The sequence below is a fragment of the Mycoplasma sp. Z386 genome, assembly GCF_054343375.1.
The window spans coordinates 1-21,883 of record NZ_JBTGVC010000017.1 but is presented as its reverse complement, the minus strand read 5'-3'; the positions used below and the strand labels follow the sequence as shown (position 1 = coordinate 21,883).

The 21,883-nt window shown below is 24.7% G+C and carries 13 protein-coding genes; 8 read left to right on the top strand and 5 right to left on the bottom strand.

Going from position 1 to position 21,883, the window contains the following annotated elements:
* Nucleotides 1-2: 2 nt before the first annotated feature.
* Both ACXX85_RS02895 and ACXX85_RS02890 read right to left on the bottom strand, forming a co-directional pair.
* The gene (locus ACXX85_RS02895; protein ID WP_458560593.1) at nt 3-2,342 is read right to left on the bottom strand and encodes a hypothetical protein; all 2,340 of its coding nucleotides are present in this window, start codon (nt 2,340-2,342) and stop codon (nt 3-5) included.
* Nucleotides 2,343-2,365: 23 nt separating this feature from the next.
* Nucleotides 2,366-2,761 carry a hypothetical protein gene (locus ACXX85_RS02890; protein ID WP_458560592.1) on the bottom strand — a complete coding sequence of 132 codons (396 nt, stop codon included), beginning with the start codon at nt 2,759-2,761 and terminating at the stop codon, nt 2,366-2,368.
* 338 nt (nt 2,762-3,099) lie between these two features.
* On the opposite strand from ACXX85_RS02890, the gene ACXX85_RS02885 reads away from it, so the two are divergent.
* The 7 genes from ACXX85_RS02885 to ACXX85_RS02855 all read left to right on the top strand — a co-directional run bounded on the left by ACXX85_RS02885 (nt 3,100) and on the right by ACXX85_RS02855 (nt 9,126).
* Nucleotides 3,100-4,089 (top strand): DHH family phosphoesterase, encoded by a 990-nt coding sequence (locus ACXX85_RS02885; protein WP_458560591.1) that lies wholly within the window; start codon nt 3,100-3,102, stop codon nt 4,087-4,089.
* On the top strand, nt 4,076-5,047 hold the full coding sequence (locus ACXX85_RS02880; protein ID WP_458560590.1) for a DHH family phosphoesterase: 972 nt from the start codon (nt 4,076-4,078) through the stop codon (nt 5,045-5,047). Before ACXX85_RS02885 ends, ACXX85_RS02880 begins: the two co-directional genes overlap by 14 nt.
* Before the next feature lie 45 nt (nt 5,048-5,092).
* Nucleotides 5,093-5,497, top strand: a complete 405-nt coding sequence (locus tag ACXX85_RS02875) for a hypothetical protein (protein WP_436358772.1) — start codon at nt 5,093-5,095, stop codon at nt 5,495-5,497.
* A gap of 1 nt (nt 5,498) precedes the next feature.
* Nucleotides 5,499-6,110, top strand: a complete 612-nt coding sequence (locus ACXX85_RS02870; RefSeq protein WP_458560589.1) for a 3'-5' exonuclease — start codon at nt 5,499-5,501, stop codon at nt 6,108-6,110.
* A 254-nt stretch (nt 6,111-6,364) separates the two neighbouring features.
* On the top strand, nt 6,365-7,744 hold the full coding sequence (locus tag ACXX85_RS02865) for an FAD-dependent oxidoreductase (protein ID WP_458560588.1): 1,380 nt from the start codon (nt 6,365-6,367) through the stop codon (nt 7,742-7,744).
* 72 nt (nt 7,745-7,816) lie between these two features.
* A complete protein-coding gene (locus ACXX85_RS02860) occupies nt 7,817-8,137 on the top strand; it encodes a hypothetical protein (protein ID WP_436358769.1) in 321 nt (106 codons plus the stop codon).
* Nucleotides 8,138-8,142: 5 nt separating this feature from the next.
* The gene (locus tag ACXX85_RS02855; protein WP_436358768.1) at nt 8,143-9,126 is read left to right on the top strand and encodes a lipoate--protein ligase; all 984 of its coding nucleotides are present in this window, start codon (nt 8,143-8,145) and stop codon (nt 9,124-9,126) included.
* Nucleotides 9,127-9,170: 44 nt separating this feature from the next.
* Here the strand turns inward: ACXX85_RS02855 and ACXX85_RS02850 are convergent, their stop codons facing one another.
* The 3 genes from ACXX85_RS02850 to ACXX85_RS02840 form a co-directional block, all read right to left on the bottom strand.
* On the bottom strand, nt 9,171-15,149 hold the full coding sequence (locus ACXX85_RS02850) for a beta-N-acetylglucosaminidase domain-containing protein (protein ID WP_458560587.1): 5,979 nt from the start codon (nt 15,147-15,149) through the stop codon (nt 9,171-9,173).
* A gap of 1 nt (nt 15,150) precedes the next feature.
* Nucleotides 15,151-20,376 (bottom strand): MGA_1079 family surface serine endopeptidase, encoded by a 5,226-nt coding sequence (locus ACXX85_RS02845; RefSeq protein WP_458560586.1) that lies wholly within the window; start codon nt 20,374-20,376, stop codon nt 15,151-15,153.
* A gap of 142 nt (nt 20,377-20,518) precedes the next feature.
* Nucleotides 20,519-21,124, bottom strand: coding sequence for a hypothetical protein (locus ACXX85_RS02840; RefSeq protein WP_436358765.1), 606 nt, complete (start codon nt 21,122-21,124; stop codon nt 20,519-20,521).
* Nucleotides 21,125-21,263: 139 nt separating this feature from the next.
* Here ACXX85_RS02840 and ACXX85_RS02835 point away from each other — a divergent pair.
* The coding region (locus ACXX85_RS02835) for an alpha/beta hydrolase (protein WP_458560585.1) at nt 21,264-21,883 on the top strand (620 nt) is incomplete at its 3' end.

Here is a 21,883-nt window from a genome sequence, read left to right as displayed (position 1 = left end):
TATTATTTAATGTAATCTAATGCTTTACTACTATCTAAAGCAGCAACTGATTCTTGGAATTTTTTACTAAATTGTTCTTTTAATTTAGTTTGGAATGCTTCTAGAGTTTTAACATTATTTTCCGCAAGAGATTTATAAAATTCTTGGTTTCCTAAAATATTGTCATTTCATGTTCCTCAGAATTTTCCAAATTGTGGGTTACCTCTATCTAATCTTTCTTGTTGTAGTTTAAGAATTCCGTATCCACCGTCTTTTAATTCTGATGTTGAAGAAATAACGTCAACAACTTTTTTAGCAACTGATGTATTTGTAGCTTCTAAAATAACATCTTCCACTTCTTTAATTGTAGCATCTGTTTTTTCTCCATTTAGTTGTTGCCCTTCTTTAGGGAATTTTTCTGTTACTTTTTTAGAATTAAATACTTCTTTATATTCATCTTGTCATTTTAATCAATCTGCTTCATTAAAGAAGTTATTCATATATAGTTCTGCAGCTTTATTGATAATTTCATCTGAAACAGTTGTTTTAGCATATTTATTAGAAAATTCTTTTGCACGTTTTTTAACTTCTTCTAAAGCTTTTGTTTGAGAATCTTTTTCTTTGAATTTAGAAGAAAATTCCATCATTAATTTTGCGTCTTCAGTTGAACCACCAAAAATGTATGTTTCAACTTTTCTAACGTGTGCATTCCCTGTTTGACCTACTAATCATTCTTTTTCAAACTCAGCACCAGATTTAACTAAAGAAGGTGCGATTTGTCATGGTTCAGTACCACCTTTTAATTCATCTACATTTTGAATTCCTAGTAGTGCAGAAATTGCATTTCTTATTCCTGTAGCTTCTTTTAATTCACCTAATTTATTTATTAATTCATCAGAAACAAAAGGATATTTATCTTTTTCTTTTACATAAGTTTCTTTATATTTGTTTTGGTCTCCTAAAGGATTTGTTTTATCGTGTTCTTGACTTCAAGATTTTTCAGTTCCATAAACTTTAGCTAAGTTTTTATTAACTTCTGATAATAAATCATTGTATGCTTTAAATAAAGCATCATTGCTTGAATAATGTGTTTTTGTAACCATTGCTGTTAATTTAGAACTTCCTGTTGCAGCATCTCTATCTGAAAGAGCTCTTAATTCTTTTTGTGTATTTGTAAAGTAAGGAACTTTTGTATCACCTTTAAAGTATCCATAGTATGATTCTGTTTTGAAAATTAATTTTAATACTTCTGCAATAGCTGCTTGTCTATCAGCAACTGCACCATTGTTTCTTGAGTTAATTGCTCATGATCATGTTCCTGGTGCTTGTGTATATCTAAGATCATCTTTTAATTTTGGAGCATTAAAGAATGTAGTAATTCCTTGTTGTGAAACTGTACCAAAATCTCATGAACCAACAAATGCATAATCAAGTTTTTTATTATGTAACAACTCAACAACTTTATTTTGAACCTCACCTTGGTTATTTTGTAAAAGAACTTTTAAAGCACCTTGGTCGATCCCTCTTTGTCCTCATACTGTGCTTTTGTATTCGTCAGCATTTTTAACAAAAGCCGCTTCATAAACAGGGAACAATAATTCTCCAACAACATCTAATGCTTTTGAAAAATTAGCATTGTTTGGATCTCCTTTTATAAATCCAGATGATCATTTATTTTTTGTAGTATCTTTGTAAACGATTTTTCCCATTTCACTTGTGCTAAGAATTGATGCTAAAACACCATTACCATATCATCCATCTTGAATTCTAAAGAATGCTTTTCCTGCTTTAACTAATTCAACCATTTCATCGGTTGATGTGTTTGCTAATTCTGTTTTAACTTCATCAAGTGTTTTACTTGACATTACAACTATACCTTCTTTGTTGTGAGCAAAGTTGTAGAATTTTCCGTTGTCTTTGTTTCCTTCTCTACCTTTAAATGTACCAAATTCGTTTACAAAACTTTTTTCTGCATCAGTTGCGTGAACTTCTTCAAGAATATCATCTTTTAATTTTGGGTCTCAAGCAGCTAATGTTCTTTTACTTAATAAGTCTGTTATTCTATCGTTTGGTGCATAAATTAAATCAGGTGCATTTTTATCTGTGCTACCAACATTTGTAATAGTATCAATTGCTCCAAAAACATCTTTTTCAACAAATTTAATTCTAAATCCTTTTTTATATAAATCTGTTTTAGCAAATTCATCTTCAACTGCTTTTCAAAATCCTTCTTGCTTACCTTCTCTTGCAACAATAATGTCTTTTGAATTTGCAAACTCATTTTGTGCTCCGCAAGCTACAAAAGCAGCCATTGGAGTTGCAAACACTGCTAAACTTAAAAATTTAAATAATTTTTTCTTCATAATTTTTATATATTTCTCCTAAGTTATTCAAAAACAATTTCATTATATTTTAAACAAGCTATGGAAACCACGATATTAAAAGGTGAAAGTACAAAAAGCATTAAAAATGTAATTTCTATTCAAACTAAAGTATGTCCTACTTCAGTTTTCGGTAAAATCCTTATTAATCTAATAATATAAATAATATTTGCAAAGAAAACAAATACAAAAACTGCTACTACTAATCTAAATTCAGTTTTTAATGATAAATCAAAAAATTTTTCTGCAAATGTTTCTTTATTATTAAAAGTAAATAATAATACCAAACATAGTAAAGCAACACTAAAAATTATTGCTGTAAAAAAAGAATATAAATGTTCAATAACTTTTGGTAAATACTTTCTTTCTAATGGTGGTTTTCCTAAAAATAAATTTTTCATTGTTTTTTAATTTCTACATAAAATATTGAAAGTAAAATAACTTCCATTAAAATTATAATACAAATATGCCGAAATATTCATTTTTTTTCCTATTTTTTTGAACAAAACCACCAAATTTTTGAACTTTTTTCCCAAAAAATAGGGAAAAAGGTTTGATATATAATATTTTTATATCAAAAAAACATATATTTTATTTAATTTTATTTTTTGACTTTTGATTTTGCTTGATATTAATAGAATTTTAATTTTTGGCATTTTTTTAATAATTTAAGCAACTCAAAAAATATAAAATTATAATTATTTTTCAAAAAACAAATTATTAAAATATAATTAGAATTATGAAAAAAGGAACATATAAAATAATAAAAGAAGCGATTGAAAAATTTGATAACATTTTTATTTTTCATCACATAAGACCAGATGGTGACTGCCTTGGTTCTCAATTTGGTCTTGGACAATTAATCAAAGATAATTATCCAAACAAAAAAGTTTTCTATATTGGAGATTCAACTGGCATTTTAAATTTTCTTGAATTTAATCATTTTGACGAAAATCAATTAAAAGAAGAAAATTTTGAAAATTCATTAGGAATTGTAGTTGATGCTTCCAGTTCAGATCGTTTAGAAAAAAAAGAAATTATACTATCTAACAAAATTACCAAGATGACAAGAATTGATCATCATCCAAATGGAGCAGATATTAACTATGAATTTAACTGAATAGATTCTTCTTATTCTGCAGCAGCTGAAATGGTTGCTTATTTAGCTAAAATGGCTAAATGAAACATTTCTTTAAAAGCTGCTCAATATATTTACACTGGAATTTATACTGATTCAGGCAGATTTTTTTATAGTAATACAAGTAAAAGAACTTTTAATGTAGTCGAGCATTTAATAAAAAAATCTAATTTAGATATTCACTTTATTCACAAAGCACTTTCAGGTAAAACCATGAAAGAGATTAAATTCCAAGGAAAAGTACTCTCCAATTTTAAAAATCAAGATAAAGTAATTTGATTCCACGTTACTCAAAAATTACAAGATGAACTTAATTTAAGTTATGAAGAAGCAAACCAAGTAAATATTCTCTCTAATATTGAAGATAATAGAATTTGAATTTTCTTTATTGATCAACCAGATAAAACAATAAGAGTAAGACTAAGATCTAATGGTCCAAAAGTAAATATAATTGCAAGAGAATATAATGGTGGTGGTCACGATAATGCTTCTGGAGCAATGATTAAAAATAAATCCAAAATCCAAGAAATAGTTAATAAAGCAATTAATCTTGTTAAAGAATTTGAAAAGGAAGAAAATGAAAATAGGTAATTTAAAAAAAATTGTAAACGAAATTGAAAATCATAATTCAATTGTCATTTTCCATCACATTCGCCCAGATGGTGATTGTCTTGGTTCTCAATTTGGTTTAAAAACACTAATTGAAGAAAATTTTCCAAATAAGAAAGTTTTTGCAGTTGGTGATTCTAAAAATACTTTAAATTTCTTGGATTTTTCTTTTAATAATGATCTAAGTGATGACATTTTAAAAGAGTCTTTAGCGATAATTGTTGATGCAAATTTTAAAGAAAGAATTGAAAAAAGAGAGTTATTAGACAAAAATATTTTTAAAAGTGTAATTAGAATTGATCATCATCCAAACGAAGATGATTTAAATACAACAACTAGATGAGTTGATTCTTCTTATATCGCTGCAGCTGAAATGATTGCTGACTTAGCTTTTAGCAGTAACTGAAAGGTTTCAACAAAAGCAGCAAAATACATTTATACGGGAATTTACACAGATTCTGGACGTTTTTTATTCTCTAATACAACACCAAGAACCTTATCTCTAACTGCTAAACTTTGAGAAACAGGCTTAAATATTGATGAACTTCATACAAACTTAACAAAAAATAGTGAAAGTGATTTACGTTTTCAATCATTTATTTTTAGCACTTTTAAAACATTTAAAAATGTTATTTACTATTCAATAACTCTTGAAGAACAAAAACAATACAACAAAACTCCTGCTGAAGCAACTAGACCAAATACTTTAGCTAATATAGATAATTACAGAATTTGACTTTCTTTTACAGAAGAAGAAACAAACAAATGAAGAGTAGAATTTAGATCTAATGGCCCAGTTGTAAGAAATGTTGCACTCAAATGAAATGGCGGTGGTCATGAAAGAGCTTCAGGCGCTATTATAAACAATGCAAGAGACATAATAAAAATAGTTGAAGATTGTCAACAAGAATATGAAAGATGAATCAAATTAAATAATTAAAGTCTTTATTAATTAATAATTATTTAAAGATAGGAGAATAATTTTATGAGTAAGTATGATGAATTCATTAGATCATTAATAGATCAAAAAGAAAAGTTAGAAGACAATAGAACTTTTACAATTAAATTTCCAATAAGTTTACATGAGTTTTATCTAAATATGTTAGTAAATGATGACATTAATGGATATAGTATAAATTCTAAAATTGCTAAATGTTTGAAAATTTATATGTTAAAAGATCATTATGGTAAATATAATTCAACTAAATTAAAAAATTTATCAACTAAAATAATAAGAATTAATAAACCTATTATTGATTATAGTAAAAAACGAGAATTTATAAAACAATGAATAATTGAACAAAAGATTTATTTATCTTTACATAAAAATTTTACTATAAATGAATTTGAAGAACTTATGAGACAAGGAGAAATTTTAGTTAGTGAATAATATGATAAAAAGTTTAGAAGAATTTCATAATAAAATAGATAAACATAATGAAAACAATTTTATGAAAAATTCTTTTGTTATTTTTGATTTAGAAACTTGTGATAATAATAAATCTATTATTGAAATTGGTGCTATCAAAATAAACAACGGAGAAATAGTTGAACAGTTTAACGAATTAGTAAAACCAAAGAATTTTGAAATTAATAAATGAGAGCGTTTTAACAACATTCCTACGAAGTTAGTCAAAGAAAAAGGTAGAGATACAAAAGCAGTTTTAGAAGAATTTAATGCTTTTATAGGTGATTTAGACTTATATGCACATAATGGAGAAACTTTTGATTTTGTTGCATTAAAAAGAGCTTATAACCAAGTAGAACTACCTTTTCCCACTAATAATTTTATTGACACTAAAGATTTTTTTCAAAACAGAAGTTTTTATTTATGACAGAGTGAAAAATGAAGTTTACAATTTCTTTCTTCAATGCTTGGAGTAGATTATTTAAAAGCACATAGAAGTGTTCAAGATTGTAAAATTTTATATGAAGTGTATTTAAAAATACAAGATAAAAAATATATTTTAAACTCTTTTAAAAAAAGAATAACCCCACTATAATAACAAAGAAAATAAGATAAAAGAATATAACACAAAAATAATTAGTGAAGCAGAATTTTTATTAATAATTAAAGAAAAATTAGAAAAAAGTAAGTAATTAAAGTCTTAGCAGACTTTTTTTATTTTTCCAAAAAGTTGATTTTTATAACAAATTTACCCCTATTTTCAATTTGTTCCACAAAAAATGAATTTTTATAAACATTTAGTATAAAAATATTATAATTATAATGTTAATTAAAAAACGGAGGACATTAATGAAAATTATATCAATAGGAGCAAATCACGCAGGAACTTCATTTTTAAGAACAATGAAAAAAGTTGCTCCAAACGCTAAATTAGTAGCATACGACAGAAATACCGATATTTCCTTTTTAGGTTGTGGTATTGCTTTATGAGTTGGAGGAGAATTCCAAAACCCAGATGGTTTATTTTATTCAAGCGTTGAAGAATTAAAAGGACTTGGAATCGATGTTAAAATCGCTCATGAAGTTATCGAAGTAAACAGAAAAGAAAAATATGTAGTTGTTAAAGACTTAAGTACAGGAAAAACTTTTAAAGACACATATGACAAATTAGTATATGCTGGTGGTACATGACCAATTATTCCACCATTTGAAAACATTAACTTAGAAAACATTTTAGTTTCAAAAATCTTTGCACATGCTAAAGAAATTAAAGCAAAAGCAGAAGACAAAAATGTTAGAAATGTAGTTGTTATTGGTGCTGGATACATTGGAATCGAATTAGTTGAAGCATTCCACAAATACGGAAAAAATGTAACACTAATCGATATGCAAGACAGAATTATTCCTAACTACTTTGATGAAGAATTTACTAAAAAAGTTGAATTCTCAATGGAACACCACGGAATTAAAATGCAACTTGGTGAAAAAGTTCAAAAATTTGAAACAAAAGATGGTAAAAAAGTATCAGCTGTTGTTACAGACAAAGGAACATATGAAGCTGATTTAGTAATTTTAGCTATCGGATTTAGACCAAATACAGAATTAATTCAAGGTGTTGAAAAAACAGCTAACGGTGCTATAAAAGTAGATAAATTCCAAAGATCATTAAGTGATGAAAACTTATATGCAATCGGTGACTCTGCTTCAATGATTAATAGTGCTACAAAAGAATATGCACATATTGCTCTTGCTACAAACGCAGTTAAAACAGGAATCGTTGCAGCATTCCACTTAGCAGGAAACGAAGGAATTCCTTTCCCAGGATACTCAGGAACAAATGCAATTAATGTATTTAATTTCAACTATGCATCAACAGGTTTAACAGAAGTTGTTGCTGCTAAAACAGAAGGAATTAAAGAAAACTTTGCAGTTGAATACTTTGAAGACAATGACAGACCAGAATTTATGAAACACCACTTTAAAGTTTGATTTAAAATTACATATGACAAAAAAACTTTAAGACTATTAGGGGCACAAATCGGTTCTGAAGGTAGAGCAGCAAATCACACTGAAGTAATTTACATGTTATCTCTTGCAATTCAACAAGGATTAACATTACCACAAATCGCTTTAATGGATTTCTACTTCTTACCACACTTCAACAAACCATTTAACTTTGTAATTCAAACAATTTTAAATGCATTAAACTTAAATTACAGCAAAAAATAATTAATTTTTAATTTTTTCCCGATTTTTTCGGGTTTTTTTATTTTCCAATTTTAAAATTGTTATAATTAAAAAATGGAAACAATTTTTCAAATTAAAACAAGTAAAGAGTTAGATTTATCTTTTGACTTTCAAATTTTAAATCATGAAAATAGAATATTAGATATCAAAGTAAATGGTCTTTTAAGAGATATTCAATATAATGATAATTTTTTTGATTGATTTATTGAAGATTTATTATTCCTATTAGATAATAATAGATATCAAAAAAGATGAGATTATGGACAAATAAACATTTTAGGTATTAAAAATTTAAATCTTAATGAAAAAGATTATCATTCTTTTATAAAACTTTTCAAAAGTGTTACAAACTTTGATTTAGTAGTTAAGGAGTAAAATATATGAAAATTTATATTAGTAAAAATTATTCACCTTTTTATAATTTAGTTCTTGAAGAAATAATGACAAAAGATGAATCAAACACAGAAGACATTATCTTTTTATATCAACACGAAAATGCTGTTATTATAGGTAGAAATCAAAACGCATATAAAGAAGTAAAGTTTGATGTTTTAGAAAAAGAAAACATTGAACTTTATAGAAGACTTTCTGGTGGTGGTGCTGTTTATCATGATTTAGGAAATTTAAATTTCTCTTTTATCACAACAAACAAAACAGAAAGAAGTTACACTAAATTTTTAGAACCTGTTTTAGAGTTTCTACATACTTTAAATTTAAATGCTGAATTTAAAGGAAGAAATGATCTTGTAGTAAATGGTTTTAAATTTTCAGGAAATGCACAATTTATTTATAAAAATAAAATCGTTCATCACGGAACTATGCTTTTTGATGCCAACTTAAGCAAACTTTCAAATGTATTAAATCCAAGCAAACTCAAAATGGAATCAAAGGGAATTAACAGTGCTAAACAACGTGTAACAAACTTATTAGAACAATTAGAAAATAAAATTTCTATTAATGAATTTATAGATAAATTCGCTTTATTTTTAAAAGAAAAATATAACGGAACAATAGAAGAAATTCCTTCTAAATATTTAGAACAAATGGAAAGTATAAAATCAATTCGTTCTTCTAATGATTGAGTGCTTGGAAAAAATCCTGAATTTTCTTTTTTTAGTGAAAAGAAAACCGAAGGAGGAATTTTACAAATAAGTGCAAACATAAAGGAAAATAAGATAAATTCAATCAAATTTGAAGGAGATTTTCTTGCCAAAGTTGGAATAGAAGAAGTTGAATCTAAATTAATAAATCAATCTTTTGAAAAAGAAACAATTATTAAGATTTTAAATTCTATTAGTAATCTTGAAGAATATTTTGGAAACATCTCAGTCAAAGAAATTATAGAAGTCTTATTTGGTACTTAATCTACATATAAAGAAAAACACAGAAATAAATCTGTGTTTTCATTTTATCTTTTGCTTTTCTTTTTCTTTAAAATCAGTAATATTGCTAAAATAATTAAACCAATTACAGAAATAGATGATATTATTGGAACTCCTATTTTTAAAAAAGGATTAGTTTTGTTTTCTTCTTTAATTTCATCATTAATTTTTAATTGAAGTTCTTTTAATTCTTGTTCTGATTTAGCTTCTTCTTTTTGATTTGAAAATTCTTGTTGTTTAATTGGATTTTTTAATTTAGAAATTAAATCTTCTGTTTTGTTGATTTCTTCTAATATATTTTGTTTTTTATCTTCAAGTTCTTTAACAAAAGAAAGAAGATTATCTTCATTTTTATCTAATGTTTTTAGTTTATCTTTATAAAAAGCAATTTCATTTATTAGTTTTAAATCATTAATTTTTTTATTAATAGATATAAAATCAAATTGTGATTTCAACTTTGTTAAATCTGCTTTTATGCCCGAAATTTCTTTATATTCTAAAGTTTTATTAGAAATTTTTTCATCAGTACTATTAATTATGTTATTAATGTTGTTAAAAACTTCTTCGCTATAAATAGGCTGATATTTTACATTAAAAATTAATTCGCTTTTTAATAATTTTAATTCTTTTGCTTTTTCTAAACTGAAAGAGTCAAATAAGTTTTTTAAGAAATTTAAATTAGTTTCTTTATCTCTTAAATTTATATTATCGCTCATTATAATTTCATCTTTTTTATTAAATTCACTTTGTAATTCTTTAGATAATTCTTCTCATTTAACTCATTCATTAGTTAAAATATTTTCAAAATTAGGTCTAATTTCATTTATGTATTTTTCATTAAATTCACCTAATTTGTTATATTCTAATTTATTGTAATTATCAATAAAATTTAAGTTTAGTTCTTTATATTTTTCTTCATCATTTAAATTAATAGTTAATTGATGTTTAATTGCTTCACTAGAAGTAGCTAATCTATCAACACTTTCTGTTGTGTAAACACTTTTGTAAAGAAAATGGAATTTTCTTACATTTATTCTCGCTTCTTCTAGTTGATAAATAGAAGCTTCTAAATCAATTTTTGCTTCATTATATAAAGAAACTAACTGTTCTAAAGTTTCTTGAGTGATATCTTGGTTTTCACTTATGATTTTATTTATATAAGAATAAATTCTATTGTATTCTTGATATGAAAGTGATGTATACTGATGATTACTATTATCAATTTTTTCTGAAATTAAATTAGATAATTGACTTAAATCTGCTTTTAATCTCGCGCTTGCTATAACACTGTTTATTTCTGCAACAATGCTATCAATGGTGCTTTGATTTATGTTTGCTGAATCTTTAGTTAATTGCCCTTTTGCAATAACTTTGTCGTACAATTCTTTATCTTCTTGAATTCAATTATTGTAGTTATTGTTTTTTTGCAATACTAAATTATCTAGTTCTATTTTATTTGTTTCTGAATTAGTGTGTGCATTATCTAAAAAGGTAATTTCCGCTATTTTTGGTTTTTTATTAGTTCACTTAATTGATAAAGAAATTATTTTATTTTGATCATCTATTGGCAGGTTAAAACCTGAGTTTAAAGCAACTAAATGTCCTAATACAACTTCTTTTGTTTGATGAGTCTCTTCACTATAAATAGTTGCAGACACTTCTGCTAAACTTGGTTCTTGTACACTAACAATGTTTAAATATTTGTTGTTATATTCATTTTTAGCAAATGAATATTTTAAAGTACCATTTTCATTTTTAGGTTCATAGTATGTTCTTAATTTTTCATCAATAAGATTTAATACAGAAGTTTCTGGATTTTTAGATTCAATATTAGTTCCGCTAAAACCTGCAATGTTATTATTTGTTTGATCGTTACCATCATTAATTAAAATTTCATTTATAAATAAACCTCTATTGTTAGGATAATTGTGATTAATGAAAATTTTTAAATATCTTGCTTTTTTATTTTCTAAATCACTAATTCCTCAATATCTATAATTTGGATATTTAGAGTCATAGAAACCAAAATTTGTATCAAATAGTTTTTTGTAACTAAATTTTGAACCATAATCATCAACAGTATAAACAGTTTCTCAATTCGTGTTATCTTGTGATATTTGAATATCTGCACTTCTTAGTCAATTTATATTATTAATATCTGAAAAGATTTTAATTGAATTAATGTTCATTAGTGAACCTAAATCATAAGTTAAAAAGTCTCTAGGTCTTAAACTTTTACTTATTTTAGAAACTGTTGTAAAATCTCCATCAAAAGCAAAATTTTCTTTAAAATTATCGTTTTCTAAAGGTGTAATATTTGTATCTATTAATTTACCAAAAACTGTTTGTTTTTCTGTTTGTATAAACATCTTATTAAAAGTAATATCTAAAGCATTTACTGATTGATTTCTAAAAATAATATATCTTGCCTGAGTTGGCGAACTTGCAATTGAATCAACATTTAAATCATATCAATTAACTCCATCAATTGAACGGAAAATACTGATGTTTTCAGTTTTTTCTCAATCTAAATCAATACCATTTATAGTTTTAGTTTCTTTTAAATCAATACCAATAAATTCACCAGAATTCATATGATATTGATTTTTAGAATTTTCTTTTTCTATGCTAAACAATTTATAAAGATTATCAACATGAGAAGTGGTTAAATTTTCTTTATTTGCAATATTAGATAATAAAAATTCATTAGTGTTAATTCCATCAAATTTAAAATTCACACTTTTTACTTCTCAATAACTTGTAGTATCTTGATTAGAAAGAATTTTAATTCCAGTGAAAACTCCGCTATTTTCAGGTAATTTAATTGTGGTTCAATCATCATTTAACTTAACATCACTTAAAAGTTCCAATGTTTCGTCATTAACTATTTTTAAAATTTTTACAGAAGGTATTTTATGTTTATCAGATTGTAAAATACTAATTTCACGAATAGCTCTTGGGTATTTAAAATCTACTTTAAATCCAACATTGTTTTTTACAAAACTATTATCACTTGATGCTATAACAGCTGATGTGTAATCTGTATTATCAACTACATAATTTATGGAATTATTATATTCTGAGGCTCTAATTTCTTCTCTACCGAGAATTCTGGCATTATCCAAACTTGCTGTATATTCTTGTTTTTTCTCATAATCATCATAACCAACTCTTAATCCTGCTATTCTTCATCAAGAACTATTAACCGTTGCATTATTATAAAATCTAAATTTATCTGTAAAAGAATAACCATGAACAACATGATTAAATTGATTTCCTAAATTATTTTTAGAACCAAATAATTTTCAACTAGAACTTCCATAGTCATAATATTCAATTTTAAAATTATTAAGTCTATCTCTTCCGTTTTCTTGACCTTGATCTAATTCTATTCTTGTAATTAGTCTTTTAGATGGAAATTTAAAGGCTACAATTTTATCTTGTGAAATTTTAGAACTACCAGACCCTGTTGCACTATCTGAGAAAGTTCATTGCGTAGCATAATTGTTGTCTTTTACTGATTCAATACTTCCGGCACGTACTGCAATTCCTGCTGTTGAATCTTCCATATTTGCCTGTAAATCAGTGTAATTTAATTTATTTGTAGCAATTTCATTTTGATTAATTAAAAAATTAGTAATTCTTAATCATGCTGCTTCTGGATTGCTTCTATTTGCAATCAATCTTACACCAGTTACATTTTTTATATTTAAATTATTTACAGTTATTGGTCGAATATTATCATGAAATCTTTCATAGATTTCTCCGTTTAAATCCTTTCAAACCTCATCATTTTGCTTATATTGAATACGTGAATAGAAAAAATGATCTCTTCCACCACCCATTTTTATATAAATAGAATTTAATTTTATTGGTTCTGAAAATTCAACACCAAAATAGTCATCTTTAACTATGGCATCTGGATTTGTAAATAATTTTTCTTCCCTGTTATTAGCAAGGAAAATATTTCCTTTATCACTTTCTGGCGTGTCTCTTCTATTGCTAATAAAGGTTAAATTAACTTTATTAATATCTACTTCTGAAAAATTTAATTTTTTAGTTTGTTCTTCTTCTAAAAAACCAATAACCTGTTCTATAAAAGGTTGAATATATTTTGTTCCTACTTCTGGTTTAACAAGAAAATTCTGAAAATCAATTGAATGATTTTCTTTTGAATTATTAACATTAAATTTTCCTAAGTATAAATTATCACCCAATTCTCCTACTTGATTATTTTGAAGATTATTTAAAGCATCCAGTAAGTAAATAACTCCTTGAGTTAAATCGTAAAAAGAATCAATTCAAGGGGAAAATTCCTTTACAAAAGAATTTTTAAAATAATAATTTTTAAGTTTTAATAACTTATTTTTTAATTCTATAAAGTCAGTTTTAAGCGAGTTAACTTGATCAATAGTATATGTTTTAGAATTAAGTATACTTTGTAAATTTAATATTTTATCTTTAATGTTTAGTGATTCATCAATTTCATTTGGAACTGGAATGTTTTGATATAAAGAATGAGAACTAAAATTCTTAAATAACTCGATTAATTCTTTATATTCAATCTCACTACCAATTAAATTTTTGAATGATTCATTATATAATCTTTCTCTTTCTTCGTCTGATTTAATGTTATTTCATAAATAAGAGCTTAAAACATAAAGTGGTATTTGTGAATGTTCAAAAAATAAAGAAGGATTGAGAAGAACTCCATCAATTTTAAATTCATCAAAGTTGATATCTAAATTTTCTTTAACACCACCTAAAATTAAGTTATTTTGCTTGTTTGACAAATTAATTCAATTACTTCATAAAGTAATTTTATTTCTTCCTGTAACTTCAATAAAATCACTTAAAAACTGATTGTTAACTTTATTAAAAGTCTTTCCTGGGTTAGTAATGATTTCAAAGGTGTTTGGAATAGTAATGATAAATTCTTTTAATTTATTAACACTTTCTGATTGATTTTTATCAAAATTATTTATAATCTCAAAATTATTTAAAGCAACAAAGATTTCTTTGTTTTTTGCTGGTAAAGTATCAAATCATTCTTTAAATTTGGTAAAAAACTTTTCTTGAATAGATAAATTAATATCACTATTTTCATTGAATATAAATCCAAATTTAGAAACTTTTAAATTTATTAAATCTAAAATTTTTTGTTTAAAATTCTCTAAATCACTATCAAAAGACTCAACCCTAACTTTGTTTGTCTGAAAAATATTAAACATAAAAACAGGTTCAATATTATTTTCTAAACTTTTATTTATAAAAGGAACAAGAAAATCTTCTTTTTCTTTGTTAGAATATTTTAATTTTCAATCTGCATTGGTTTTTTTATCAAATCAGTTTCAATAAAAATATTTATTTAATTTTTGTTTTTTGGCATAATCAAGATATTTAAATCTTTGTTCATTATTTCAATTTGTGTTTTGTGAACCTTCAATAATTCCTCTATTTTTTGTTAAAGAAAAGTCTTTAATAACAAATTCTTCTATTGTTCTGTTTTTAAGTTGATTAAAAATTTGTTTAAATGTTTCAGATGCATAAAATTCGGAATTTTCTTGTAATCCAAAAGCACCAATTACATTATTCTTGCTGGTTAAAATGTAAGAATCATTTTTTTGAATAATATCATTGCTTCCATGTATTTCAGACAATAATAAATTATCCACTGTTGTATCATCATTAAGTTTATTTCCAATAAGAATATTGGTTTTACTTTCTATAATTTTCTTTTGAGAAGTAAAACTATAATTTTTGGCTGATAATATGTTTTTAAAGTTATTTACTGTATTTTCAGAAATTCCATCTTCTATAACTAAATTAATTTCAGAACTCAAAACATAATTTTTATCCAAATAATTAATGTTTTTTACATAAGGATTTATATTGTAGTTTTCGTGATTTTGCGAAACACTATTTTCAAAAGAAGCTGATACAAAAAATGCAGGAGATAAGGTAATTAAAGGTATAAATTTCTTTATTTGTTTATTTTTTTTCATACTATTTCTCCTTTATTTCTTTCATAAATCATGGTAAGTCATATTTATTTGGATTTACTGCATTTGCCCTTATTATTTGTGAAGCAAAAGAGTGTTTATTTTTGAGTTCAAAAGGATGTTCTCCTTTTCAGTTAACACCAAAATAGTTATAATCTTGCCCATCATAGTTTCAACTTATAGAATATTGAAAACCAACTCCAGAATTTCATAATGATGCTAATGAATTATCACCTATGAATCTCCCTGTTCCTGAAGCTCCCGCCCCAGAATAGAAAGGTGCATAATTAGTTTCATTTGCTATTATAAATCCTCATTTTCAACCACTTCAATAATTGCTTATTGGTCTATGATCAAGAATAGCAGTTTGATTTCCACGTGGATAACCAATAGAAACAATGTCTTTTACCGTTGGTGAATTCATATCATTATATCTTCAAGTATAATCAATATTTGAATTACTTAATTTAAATCAGTTTTCTAAATAAAGTGCTAAATCAAATTTCCCTTCTTCTCTTGCTTTTGCAATTCCTGGATTAATATCAATAATTATTATTGATGAATCCAGTCTTTCTGGAGTTTTTCCTGTATTTTTTAAAGGATCTCCATTTAAATTATATTGTTGAATTCCTATTCAAATAGTTGTTGATTCATTTCCCGATGTACTTGTATAATCTGTTCAACCATATCTACCTCTTGAAGCGTAAGTTCTTGCTTGTAAAAAAGGTGCTGATATTGTTTTATCACTTGATTTAAAGAATAAATTATCACCAGATATAAGGGAAAAATCGTGTATACTAGATGATTCAGCATGGTGATTAGTCATTACATAAAATCTACCATCATTTGGATCATCATTTACTTTTCCTATCATAGAAGCAGTGGCAATTGCCCCACCTGGACTATAGGCAATTGCTCTTCCTATTACATTTCTAACAGATTGACTATATTTTCCATACTCTCTAAGTCTTAAAGGTTCTAGTCTCATTTTGTAACCTTCATGGAATTTAAAAGCAACATTAGAATTAGGATTATAAATGCTATGATCAAAAAGATATTCCGGTTTATTAAAGAAAATTGTTGGTTGACTAAAGGTGTTAGGTTCCACTTTAGAATAATCAAAGAGATTGGTTTCTCAACCAAAATCTTCAGTTTGTTTAGTTGAATCATATTTAACTTTTAAAGTAGCTGCTCCAGCAGCAAATAAAAAGTTGTAATTTCTTAACTCATGAACTACTGATTTTGCTTCTTCTCTTGGATCAATAACTATTTTGATTTCAGGTTTTTTAGGTCATACACTAAATTCAATATCTTCATTTTCCATTCATCTTGCTTGAATTTTAAAAGTAAAATCAGTATTATTTTTTGTTACTGTTTTTTCTATATTAATTATTTTTTGATCTTTAATTTCATCATAATCTAATTCTATATCGAAAGCAGGATTTGGGGAAATTGTAATTTCTGTATCTCCGTGATGTATTGCTCCACCATTAAAACTTAGATTCAATTTTCTGTTAGATATATATGAATTTTTAAAAAGTGGATCTAAAATCTTGTGTTGAAGTGTTCAAGAAAGAATATTTGCTTCTTTATCTATGGATCATAGTGCATCTTTTCAATATAATTCTAATGTTCTTTCTCTATGGATTTCATTTTCAGAATTATAAATGGTTCTTAACGAATTTGTATCTCTTCTTTCATCATATGAAGGAGCTGTTCGTTTATTTGTTATTGAAGATGGTTTAAAACCAGTGATTTTGTATCAACTATTTGCATTTTTATTTCAAGGTCTTACATATTCTGGGTCTTCTACTCCAAATTTTACTAAAGAAAATCTTATATAAGCTGATGTTTCATCAATTTGTTGAATTTCGTTTATTTTTATTTCACTAACAGCTAAATCATAGTTTTTATACGAAATAAAACCATCTTGATTTTTTATAGTAATTATTTGTCTAAGTTCGTTTTTGTGACTATTAAAATAACCAACTGTATTAGTTGCCAGTCTTTCTTTATCAATTTGCAAATCATCTAAAGTTAAATTGTTCAGCATAATTTCAGGATAGTGTAATTGTTGATAATCATTTACAAAATTCACCATAGAGAATTTTTGTTTAGTAGAAAATCTTTTATTTTGATGTTCTTTTTCGATAAAACCAATTTTAAAATTCAATCCTCTTTTACCAACAAGTTCAAAATCATAATAGTAAATAAAATATTTATTTTTAATTCTGCCTAAATCACCGTTATTAATAGAAAATGGTTGTACATCCTTTGAATAGTTTCCTGTTCCAAAAGGAATGTAAGCTAAATTATCTTTGTTATCTGTTTTATTATTTGTTCCGTTTGTAATTTGAAAGAGATAACTCGCTTTATAAAACTGTTGTTGCTGCACAAAATCTTTAGCATTTATAATACTAAAATAATTTGAAGGGTTACCATTATCTTGAATTTGCCCATTAACTCTTACTTGTTGAATATTGGATTCATTTAATTGTCTTAAAATATTTAAATCATTTTGATCAATTTGGTCAAAACCATCAAAGTCTGCCTCAGTTAAATTATTTCCTGTTTTAGGTTTTATATCTTCTAAATCAAATAACCTAAAATTTATCATTTTAATTGGGTGATTATATAAATCACCTAATGCTTGTATTGGTGCTTCTTCTCCATTTATTTTATATCAAAGAATTAAATCTGCTGATCCGTTATAGTTATCAACATTATTAACATCTTTAACAAAAATTTGATATTTACCAAATTTAGGTAAGTCATAAATTTCTTCCATTGCTTTTTTAGCATCTGCTGCTAAAAACTCAGAGTGTGTATAAAATATTCCTGGTTTAAATTTTAGTAAACTTCAGAAATACTCTTTAGTTCCTTTTAGTATATTTTCAATTTGAGCAAAATCTTTAGCATCTTTTTCACTTTGAGTTGCATCTGTGTTTAAAAAATCTACAGGATTTAATGTTGGTAAAATTTTAGACTTAATTATTTGTTTATTAAATAGAACATTGAATTGGAAATATAAACGATTTTCTTTATATGTTTCAAACGAAGTGATGTCAAAACTAAAAAAGTTTTCTATCCCTTTTGTTCTTGGTTTGAAGAAAATTTTCTTATTTTCTATTAAATTAAATTCACTATAAGATAGTTTAGATAGTGCTTCATAATCGACTTCATAAAATTGATCTAAATTATTTAAAACTACTTTATTTATAAAAGGCATTACATCCTTTTGAAAAGGAATTTCCTTTTTAATAGTAGATTTTAGTTTTCTATTACTTTTCAAAAATACATCTAGTGTTAATACTAAAATGTTTTTATTGTCTTCTTTTAACTCCGAATTAACTACATCAAAATCAAAAGTTTCATCATCTCCTTCATTTATAAATACTTTATAATTATTTAAATTTATAGAAGCAGAATGTAAATAACGTTCTACATCATAACCATTTGGATCTTTAGAAAGGGAAACGGTGTTGTGTTTTTGAACTTCTGACAATAAAGAAGACTTAAGCGATGTTTCATCATTTGTAGTTGTTGTAATATTTTGTTCATTAAATTCTTTTAACTTACTATAAAAATCATTAATTTTTGTCTTAATGGCAGGTAAATCTTTTATGTCAAAATCTAAAAGTTTATATTTTTCATTATCATAAATCTTGCTAAAATCCAATGCTTCTTGTTTTAAAAAGAAAGGAAGAACAGCATATGCATTTATTTTATTTTCATCAATTGCTAAATTAGTTTTTAAAAACTCTTCTTTAACTTTGTTTAGCAGTTCAAAAAAACTATTTATTTCATTTTTAAAAGAATTAAAATCTTCTAAATTTTCTTTTGTATATGTCTCTACTTTTAAATAATTTTTAAAACTTTGACTAATTGATGAATTCTCATTCACAATATCTAAAAAAGATTTAATTTCATTTAAAAATTCACTATTTTTTGACTTAAGTTCTTTTTCAAAAGAAGAAAGTTGATCTTCTGTTATAACTTTATTTACTCCAGAAATTAAATCGGTTTTTTGTTGTTGACTTAAATGTTGATTGCTATTTATTTTTTCAATTAAGTTATTAATTTGTGAAGATAACTCATTTGAACGATTATTGTTAGAAATTATATGATTAGTTATGTCTTCTATTAAATTTATAACCGTATTTTCTATATTGGTTAATGAATTTAAAGTAGAAAAATTATTATTTTTAATGCTTTCAAAATTATTAATTTTTTCTTTAATTTCAGTGCTTAATTGATCATTATAAATTTCTTTTATTTGGCTAATTTCCTTTATTTTTCCGTTTATTTGTTGAATTTGACTCAAGAAACCATTTTCATTTTCTATAGTATTAAAAACATTTTCTATATGGTTTTTTACAAAAGTAATTAAATTAACATCAAATTCTTGATTTTTTGATAATTGCTCAATTAAATTTTTGAAATCTTCTAAATCAAACACGAAGATTTTTTCTTTTTTTTCTAACACTTGTTTAAGTTGATTATTTAAAGTAGAGAATTCATTATTAAAGTTTTCAAAAGAATAATTTTCTTTATTTAAAAATTTTAATAATTGATTATTTATGTCAATAATATCAGAATCTTTTTCGTATGTATATTTACTCAATTCTTTTTCTTTATCTTTGTTTTTGTTAAATGACTTTAAGTTGTTTAATAATTCACTTTTAAAAACAGAAGAAGAAAATGTTTTATAGTTTGTTTCTGTTTTATTTAAAATAATTTCTTTAATGTTTGCAAAAGCAGAATTAATATTATTCAAAAAAATATTACTTATCTCTTTTTGTAGGTTTTCTACATTATTTTTATGCATTTTTTTTGCAGAATCTATATATTTTTTTAATATAGTTATATAGTTATTTAAATTTGTTATTAACTCTGAAAAGTCAAAGTTTTCTGAATTTAAAAAAATTTTTAAATTCTTTAAGCCTTTGATTACAAAAATATCATTTTTTATTTCTTCTTTTTCTAAAGAGGGTTTTAAATCGGCATATAAATTTAAACTTTTAGATAAAGAATCTATAAAGTTTTTATCAGAAAACAAATTTTTATTGTTGCTAAAATTCTTATTAATTTTTTCTTTTAAATTTTTAAATTCTGGCAAGTTTAATGCTTCAATTTTAAAATCTTCTGTGGATTTATACTCATTAGAGCATGATGCTAAAAACATTATAGGAGTTGCTCCTAATATTATTGTTGGAAATCTTTTTTTCATATTTACTCCTCACAATTTATTTTGATATTATTTTCTTATATAGAATTATAGATTTATTTTTTTTTTTTTTTGTAAAAAAGGCAAAAATAACACAAAAAAAGAAAAAACTGCATTTTTTTATGCAGTAATTTTTTTGCTTTATTTATTTAAAATAAATTATTTGTTGCTTTGATGGTAATTTATTTTTGTAAGTTAAATATTTATTTCTTGTTCTTATTTCATTAATATTAATAGTTTTAATAACAGGAATTTTAGTTTTTTCTATAAAAATAATATATTGTCTTGGATAAACGGCTTTTGTATTGATATTGTAAGTTATAAAATTAATATCAAGATTTTCAGAAGTTACTTTAATTGTGTCTAATGATTCACCTGAAGAGTAGTTAGAGTAGTAAACAACATGATATTTTTTAAATGTTTCTGAATTAAATATTTTTGAATATGTTTTGATAAAATCATTTCACTCTGTATTTATTTTGTTTTTTACTTGTTCAATTTTTATTTGAGATAGTAATTCTTTTTTGAAGGAATCTCCATCTTTTATTTCAAATGCATTCTCTCTTTTTTCAAAGTCTGAAGGACTTCATATCTTGTTAGAATTTAGTAAAAATACATTTTCTTCTAATTCATTTTCATTATTAAATTCATTGATTTGTTTATTTTCAATAGTTTGACAAGAAACAATTGAAAACACAGGTATTCAAACACTAGAACTTAATAATAGATTATTTACTATTTTAAATTTCACTTTTTTTCCTTTCTAGAAAACCAATAAGTATTATTTTCTTGTATTATCTGTCCTTATTATAATATATTTTAAAAATAAAATCTATTAAAATCCGAAACATAAAATGTGATAAAATAATTTAATAAGATATAGGAGTTATATGCAAAAAAAAGAAATACTAATAAAAAATGAAAAAATATTTTATATAGAAGAAAATAGTGGAAAACCAAAGGTTCTTTTTCTTCATGGCTTTAATTCATCACATAGTTTTGCACAACAAGTTTACAAAATAACAGATAGAAATTATGATGTTGTTGCTTTTGATTTTCCTGGTTGTGGATTGAGTTCTAATAATGAAACTATAACCATTGAATATTATCAAGAAATTGCAGCGGAATTTGTTAAACAAACGGGAATTTCCTTTAATTTAGTAATTGGTCACTCTCTTGGTGGAGCAAGTGCTCTGCACTTATTAAATAATAATTTAATTCCTAAAGCATTACTTGCTGCTCCAATAAATTATAATATTTTAGGTACTATTGCTAAAGAAACTTTGAAACAATCAAAAGAAAGACTTAATAAATGACTTTTGCCAAAAAACTATGAAGAAGCATACGAAAGTTCAAATAACTTAGTTTATGAAAATAAAAATAACTACAAAAAGAATTTAGAAAAAATAGCAAATGTCTTTTTAACTGTGACTAAAAATAAATTCGCTGTTTTCAATAATTTAGTAAGAAAACAAATTATTAATCCTTCTTATTTACAAAAAGATATTAA